At 69.5% G+C, this 6761-nt stretch carries 8 protein-coding genes; 4 read left to right on the plus strand and 4 right to left on the minus strand.

The window, feature by feature from the left end; all coding sequences use genetic code 11:
* On the plus strand, window positions 1-859 hold an 859-nt coding region (locus tag ABZ281_RS31335; protein WP_356660940.1), incomplete at its 5' end, for an ATP-grasp domain-containing protein.
* Here ABZ281_RS31335 and ABZ281_RS31340 read toward each other — a convergent pair.
* The 3 genes from ABZ281_RS31340 to ABZ281_RS31350 form a co-directional block, all read right to left on the minus strand.
* The gene (locus ABZ281_RS31340; RefSeq protein WP_356660942.1) at window positions 820-1806 is read right to left on the minus strand and encodes an aminoglycoside phosphotransferase family protein; all 987 of its coding nucleotides are present in this window, start codon (window positions 1804-1806) and stop codon (window positions 820-822) included. The genes ABZ281_RS31335 and ABZ281_RS31340 overlap by 40 nt on opposite strands.
* 142 nt (window positions 1807-1948) lie before the next feature.
* Complete coding sequence (locus ABZ281_RS31345) at window positions 1949-2347, minus strand: hypothetical protein (RefSeq protein WP_356660944.1); 399 nt, start codon at window positions 2345-2347, stop codon at window positions 1949-1951.
* Window positions 2348-2446: 99 nt separating this feature from the next.
* Window positions 2447-3031 (minus strand): hypothetical protein, encoded by a 585-nt coding sequence (locus ABZ281_RS31350; RefSeq protein WP_356660946.1) that lies wholly within the window; start codon window positions 3029-3031, stop codon window positions 2447-2449.
* Window positions 3032-3123: 92 nt separating this feature from the next.
* Between ABZ281_RS31350 and ABZ281_RS31355 the strand changes: the two genes are divergently transcribed.
* Window positions 3124-4578, plus strand: a complete 1455-nt coding sequence (locus ABZ281_RS31355) for a hypothetical protein (RefSeq protein WP_356660948.1) — start codon at window positions 3124-3126, stop codon at window positions 4576-4578.
* 8 nt (window positions 4579-4586) lie between these two features.
* On the opposite strand, the gene ABZ281_RS31360 is transcribed toward ABZ281_RS31355, so the two are convergent.
* Window positions 4587-5108 carry an NUDIX domain-containing protein gene (locus ABZ281_RS31360; RefSeq protein WP_356660950.1) on the minus strand — a complete coding sequence of 174 codons (522 nt, stop codon included), beginning with the start codon at window positions 5106-5108 and terminating at the stop codon, window positions 4587-4589.
* Between the two features lie 213 nt (window positions 5109-5321).
* Here ABZ281_RS31360 and amcB point away from each other — a divergent pair, with 213 nt between their 5' ends.
* The gene (gene amcB, locus ABZ281_RS31365) at window positions 5322-6473 is read left to right on the plus strand and encodes a cyclophane-forming radical SAM peptide maturase AmcB (RefSeq protein WP_356660952.1); all 1152 of its coding nucleotides are present in this window, start codon (window positions 5322-5324) and stop codon (window positions 6471-6473) included.
* Window positions 6470-6661 (plus strand): multiple cyclophane-containing RiPP AmcA, encoded by a 192-nt coding sequence (gene amcA, locus ABZ281_RS31370; protein WP_356660954.1) that lies wholly within the window; start codon window positions 6470-6472, stop codon window positions 6659-6661. Before amcB ends, amcA begins: the two co-directional genes overlap by 4 nt.
* The last annotated feature ends 100 nt before the right edge of the window (window positions 6662-6761 follow it).

Raw genomic sequence — 6761 nt, forward strand, 5'->3', positions numbered from 1 at the left:
CATGAAGGACATGGAGAGGGCTCGGTATCCGAAGAGGGCTCGAGAACTGGCGCAGTTGGAGGAGAGGGCGGTTGGCGGTCCGGCCGGTGCAGCCGCGGCCACCGACGTCGCCCGCGCGGTGGTCGGCATGTACGGAAGCGGCGGCGACCCGGGCGTCCTGGCCCAGGCGTTCGCCGCCGGGGCGGAGTACAGCGTCGAGTCCCTCACCCAGGACGGCGCCACGACGCATCTTGCCGTGACCCGGAAACAGGTGACCGGCGGTGCGAAGAGAGTCGAGACGGGGCACAGCCTGCCCGTCTCCCTACCTCCGGCCGTCCAGGCGGCCGTGTACGGGGAGGTGGAGGCGGCCATCCGCGCAACCGGGATCCGACACGGGGCCTCGCACACCGAGGTCATCGTCGGCGGGGACGGGCGGTGCACGGTCATCGAGATCGGCGCCCGCCTCGCCGCCGGACACATCGGGGTCCTGCTCCAGCACGCCCTGGACATCGACGTGTGGGCGGCGCTGCTCGACGTCGCCCTCGGCCGACCTGCCGCGCTCGCCCCAGCCGCCCGCGGATACGCGACCGTACGGTTCGTGATCAGCCCGCGCGCCGGGCGGCTGGCCTCCCTCTACGGGTTCCCGAAGACGGGGCCGGGTGTGCCGTTCGTCCGCTGGCGGGCAGCGATCGGCGGCCTCGTCCACGAGCCGGGTGCCAACGGCCACCGGCTGGGGGCATTCGTGGTCACCGGAGCAGAGGCCGCCAAGGTCGAGGAGCGGGCCGACGCGCTCCTGCGGCGGGTCCGCATCCACGTCGAACCAGCCCCAGAGAACCCCGATCAGGTCAGGCCGGCGAGCACCTCGGCCATCGCACCGTAGCTCTCGCGGACCGCGTCCCTCTTGCCCAGCCGGTAGCGTTCGAGTCGGATCGCGCCCAGGTGCCGTGCCTCGTAGACGCGCGCCCGCCACACCGCTGAGGGCGAGCGGTCCAGCGCCCCGTAGGGCTCCCAGAACGCCGTCCGCTCATCGTCCTTGGCCGTCGCCATGCGGATGGTCCAGTCAGCGGCCGGGTCTCCGAACAGGCAGCGATCGAAGTCCAGGACGCCCGTTACCTCCGGCTCGGGGGCTGCCGAGTCCATCAGGGCGTTGACAGTCCACAGGTCGCCAGTCAGCAGCCTAGGCTCAGCGACCTCGTCCAGCACGGCGCGGTCGTGCGCGCCCGCCGCGACGACCTCCCGCACGTCGGCCGCGTCCAGGCCGGCGTCGTCCAGGTCGGCGGCGATCTGCTCCAGCGACGTGATCACCGCCTCGCTCCACGTCCCGTACCCCGGGCCGTTGACGAGCCCGAAGTGCGGGCCCCGCACGTCGTGCACGCGGCGGGCGATGGCGCCCAGCTGCCGGAAGAACGTCGGCCACACGGTACGCGGGTATGTCCCCAGGTGCTCCGGAGCCGGGACGCCGTCCAGGTACGTCTGGATCATCCAGTCCCGGCCGATCACCTCCTGCGACCAGTCCACCGCGATCACCCGCGGCATCAGCGGCGCGATTACCGCCAGCCAGGGCACGGAGGCGTATTCGTTGCGCATCAACTGCTGCTCGGAACGGAACTGGCTGCCCGGCTCCGGCGCCACCCTCAGGATCACCGGCCTGTCCTTGCCGGCCAGCTCGACCTTGTACGTGCTGTTGTACATGCCCAGGCCCAGCTCGACGGCGGACAGCAGGCGGGGCTCGGGACCGAAGGCACGGTCGCACACCGCCTTGATCTCCTCGGGTGCCAGCGACCGCTGGAACGCTCCTTTGGCGCGCTTGACCGGACGGAACTCCATGCGACTCCTTACCGGCGCTCCAGCTCGGCGCCTTGGCGTGGCCCTGCACTGTGCCCCTTCCGATGCTATCGGGGGCGGAAGAACCGGAGCCGATCGCTCCCGGCGTTGAGGATCCCAAAGGACCTTCAACGCCGGGCTTGCGTCAACTAGATGATCCGTACGGCGCCTTGCGGCTCGCGCTGCGCGGCAGTTGCCGCACAGGGCCGATTTCCGCGATCTGTCGGCGCAGCCGTTCGATCTCGTCGTGCTGGGCGGCGAGCCGAGAGATGCCCAGAGCCTTGAACTCGGAGAGGTCTTCGATCTGTTGATCGCGGGCGAGGATCCGCGCCTTCAGGGTGGCGTCCTCTGTCTTGAGCCGCTCGATCTGTGCGTCGTGCGGGTCAATGATCTTGCCGACTTCTTGGAGCTCGGCGCGTCGGCGTTCGAACTCCTCGGCCAGATGCTGGTAGGTGCGGGCCGGATGGTGCCGTCGCGGTTCTTCTTCGGATAGAAGCCGGTGCGGGTGATCCCGGCAAGAGAGGCGATCGTCTTGAGGTCGCACTTTCCGCCCGGCGGGAGGTCTCCACCCAGCAGCCGTTCCATCGCGGCGCGGACGGCGGCTTCATTGCGGTTCCGGTCGGTGGCGGTGAGTCGGGCCATGTCAGTTTGCTCCCACGAGGTGCGCGCTGGTAGCGGAGTCGATCTCGGCGACGACGCGAAGTGCACGGTCGCGCTCAGGTTCGAGTCGCTTGCGCTCGCCCTTCGCGACGCGGCGATTGGTGATGAAGTCCTCGATGGTGTGGGCCTGCCGAGCCCACACGGGCCGGTGGCAGGGGTGATGGGTGGCCTGCGGGCAACGGGCGGAGTCGCACATGCCGATCAGGGGCTTCGTCGCGTCCGGGGTGGCGGCCAGCTTCAGGCACAGAGCTTTGGACGGGTCGCGGAACCAACAGAAGTTCGCCGGGCCGATGTGGAGGGAGGCGGCCTGCTTGCGCAGGAGGCACTCCAGGTGGGCGTCATCCTCGAGGACCTTCGGCGCCGTGCGCGCGGCTTCCTGTAGTTCCGCGTCGATGTGGGCGAACATCTCGATGAGGCTTCTCGCACCCGGTCCCGCGGGCATCCGTCCGTTCTCGAACTCGCGGAACGCCTCAACGATCAGGGCGAGCTGGTTCTCTTCCTCGGCGGCTTCGACCTCGGCGAGAAAGAGCCGCTGAGATCCACCGGGGCGCGCGGCGTACCCCTGCACCGTAGTCTCTCGACCCTGAACGCGCGTCGGCTATAGGAGAGTTGGGTACGGTCCGACCGGCGGTCCGGGGCGTTCGGTGGCGGAGGCGAATCATGAAGAGTGCGCACGTGGGGCTCGCGGCGTTCGAGACCAGAGCGGGCGAGGCCGCCCGGACCCTGCTGCACAACCAGGGGTACGACGGCGGGTGGGGCCTCACCCTGACCTCGGTCTCGTCGATCGTCAACACCAGCGAGGTCCTGCCGATTCTGCGGGCCGCCGGCATCGCCGGACAGCCGGTTCGCCAAGGGCTCGACTTTCTCACCGGCGCCATCCCGGAGCACTCGCGGCCCCGGCCCAAAGGCGGTCGTGGTGAGCACACCCGGTTCATCGCCTTCGGCCTGGCCGGACTGCTGTCCCACCCGCGCTTCTTCCACCACAACGGCGTCGCGGAGACCGCGGCCTGGTGCGTCGGCTGGCTCGAGGACCACCAGGTCGACCATGGCTGGCCCGAAGTCCTCGGTCTCGACGACACCTCGCTGCACCAGACCGCCCTGGTGGTGCACCGGCTCGCCGAGCTCAGAGATGCCCTTAACGACTTCGGCCCCGGGCTCCTCTTACCCGGCGGGGTGGAGACCACCAGCCTGCTGGAGCGCGTCGAACCGCTGATCGACCACGGAGTGCACGGCCTTCTCTACCACCGGCGCCCAAGCGGGGCATGGGGGTGGCGTACCTACATCGACACCGACCCGAGCCCGAGCAAGACTGCGCTGTGCCTACTCGCGCTGTCGGCCGTCTGTGCCGGAACGGGGCCCGGCGGCGAGCCCGCCTACCGGGACGTCCCGCGGGAGGCGGGCGGGGTGCACGGCCCGGTGCAGCGGAAGCAGCTGTCCGACGTGGTCGTCGAGGCCGGCCAATGGCTGCTGCACAACCACCACCGGTGGGAGGAGTTCGTCGAGGACGACAAGGACGTGCAGGGCACGGCCTGGGAGCACATGGCGTACGCGCTGTGCACCCAGGCCGCCATCCGGGCCGGCGCGAGCCCGCGCGATCCCCGCCTCGCCAAGGCGTGGAAGTTGATGAACGGCCTGTGGGACCCGGAGGCCGGACTGTGGAACGAGCCGGGCGCCTCGGGCAAGCGCGCCACCATCAGGGCCGCGTACTACACGGTGTCGGCCTACGAGGAAGCGATGCAGCGGCTGGCCCGGATGAACCTCGCTGACACCGCATCCGAGGACGCGAGCGAGGTGTCGGCCGAGATGGTCATCGTCCATGTCGCCCTCGGTCCGGGCCGGAGCATCCTCCTCGGGGCACGCGACAGCGAAGGAAGCGTGGCGTGTGAGCTGTCGGAGCGCCTGTTCGACGTGCTGAAGGTCGTGTACGACGCCCCCGAGGCCGGGATGTCGACCGAGCGGATCGCGGCGAAGCTCTACGTCGCCCCGTCCTCGGTGCCCAAATACGTTCAGCGCCTCAACCACGCCGTCTCCACGGCCTTCGGCGGCGCCCCGACCCGGCTACTGCTGGCCAGCATGGTGGACGGGGCCAGCGGGTATCGCCTCGCAGGGCGGTAAGCCGCCGACTACGCCGTCGCGCGCTCCCCGGCCACCGGGTAGTTCAGCAGGGCGAACCGCGCCAGGGACCGGACCTGGTCGAAGGTCTTGAGGGTGTCGAGGTCCTCCAGCCCGAACCAGGCGGCCCCGTGGACCTCTTCGATCTGCGCCTCCACGGCCTGTTCCCGGGCACCCGGCTGCCGCTGGACGTAGAAGAACTGGACCAGTGCCGGCGTCGGAAAGCCTTCGCGCTCGATGTCCACATAGAACGGCACGGGCTCAGGAGTGGCATTGTGGTCGGGCGGGTGGATGGCCGGCTGGCTGGAGATCGCCTCCACCAGCAGCCCCGTCTCCTCCTTGAACTCGCGCACCGCCGTGCCCGCGAAGGACTCCCCAGGCTCGATATGACCGCCCGGCGGAACCCATTTGTCGAAGCGGTTGTGGTGCACCAGCAGCACTTTGCCACGCTCGACGAGGTAGCCCGAGCAGCAGTACACCAGACCGATATCGCGGGCGGTCTGGCCGTCGTGGATCAGAATCGAGCGGGGCACCCGGCCACGATAGCCCACCGGGAAGCACTCGAACTCCCGTGTCGGTGTCGCTACTTCAGAGCAATGTCATTGCCGCGCCGATGACATGTCATCGGCAATGACAGCGCGATGTCATCACGTAGACACCATCGCGGATCGGATCCTGGTCGCATCCCGCTCCGCGGCACCACCGCGGGCCGGCGTTGCCCTCTGTCCGCTGAGGAGAGGACCCTGATGCGCTCTCGACCGTCCCCGTGGCGTGCCCGGTACCAGCAGCGGTTCGCGGCCCCGCAGACTGTGGTGGTCCAGCCCACGACCTGGTGCAATCTGGACTGCCGGTACTGCTACCTGCCGTTTCGCAAGCTCAAGCACCAGATGCCCCTGGAGGTGGCCGAGGCCCTGGCGCAGGCGGTGGCCCAGTTCGACGACAGCGGCCATCCGATCGGCATCGTCTGGCACGGCGGGGAGCCGCTCGCCGTGGGCCAGCAGAAGTTCGCCGCCCTGCTCGCGCCGTTCGAGGCCCTGCGGCGGGCGGGCCGAGTCCACCACTATGTGCAGACCAACGCGACGCTGATCACCGAGACGTGGTGCGACCTACTGGCCACCTACGACGTCTGCGTTGGGGTGAGCATCGACGGGCCGGCCGCCTTGAACGCCGAGCGCGTCGACCTGCGCGGCAAGCCCGCCTTCGACCGGATCCTGCGCGGCATCTCGCAGCTGCGCGAGCACGGCATCCCGTTCTCCGTCATCTCGGTGGTCGGCACCCTGGGCATCGCGATGCCGGAGGAGCTGCTGGAGTTCGTGACCTCGCTGGGTGGCCATTCGGTGGGCTTCAACATCGAGGAGATCGAAGGGGTCAATACCGACCGGCAGCCGCCCACCGCGGTCCAGGCCGAGGAGTTCTGGCGCCGCACTCTCACCTGGGCCCGCGAGCATCCTGGCGCCCCGGCGGTCCGGGAAGTCGAACGGCTCGCCGAGTACCTGAAGCTGATCCGTTCCAGCCGGAGAACTGAGTGGGACGGGCGCCGCCTCGACCCGATCCCCACCGTCTCCTGGAAAGGCGACGTGGTCCTGCTCTCCCCGGAACTCGCGGACACGGCGGCGCCCGAGTACGGCGACTTCGTGGCCGGCAACATCCGCGACCGCCGCCTGCCCGAGATCCTCCGTGATGCTCACCGGCTGCGCTACGTACGCGACTTTCTCACCGGCCTGGACCGCTGCCAGGCCGAATGCGAGTTCTTCGACTTCTGCCGCGGCGCCCAGGCCGCCAACCGCTACTTCGAGAACGGCGACCTCACGACCACCGAGACCAACTACTGCCGGGTCTCCCGGCAGGCCCTGGTCACGGCCCTGTCCACGCTCGCAACCAAGGAGGCTGTTGCATGAAGATCCTGGACCGACTCGCCACATCCGACACCCCCGTCGTGATGGAGTTGATAGCCACGCACGACGCCCCGCCCCCGGTGATCGTTGAAGGAGCGTGGGACAACCGGCCCACGTGGGACAACTGGGCGAAGAACCCGGCTCCCTTCGACAACCGCCCGACCTGGGACAACTGGAACAAGAAGAAGTGAGCTGTCCCGCTGCTGGCACGCCCCTGGGCGTGCCAGCAGCGCCGGCGGCCCAGCCCCAGCGCGGGAAGGCGGGAGGTGGGAAGAGGGGGGGGGAGGGGAA

The sequence above is a fragment of the Streptomyces sp. NPDC006265 genome, from assembly GCF_040613555.1.
Classification (GTDB): Bacteria; Actinomycetota; Actinomycetes; order Streptomycetales; family Streptomycetaceae; genus Streptomyces.

Coding starts and splice junctions, on each gene's coding strand:
- ABZ281_RS31340 (WP_356660942.1), bottom strand. CDS start 1,806: ATGGAGTTCCGTCCGGTCAAGCGCGCCAAAGGAGCGTTCCAGCGGTCG.
- amcA (WP_356660954.1), top strand. CDS start 6,470: ATGAAGATCCTGGACCGACTCGCCACATCCGACACCCCCGTCGTGATG.
- ABZ281_RS31355 (WP_356660948.1), top strand. CDS start 3,124: ATGAAGAGTGCGCACGTGGGGCTCGCGGCGTTCGAGACCAGAGCGGGC.
- amcB (WP_356660952.1), top strand. CDS start 5,322: ATGCGCTCTCGACCGTCCCCGTGGCGTGCCCGGTACCAGCAGCGGTTC.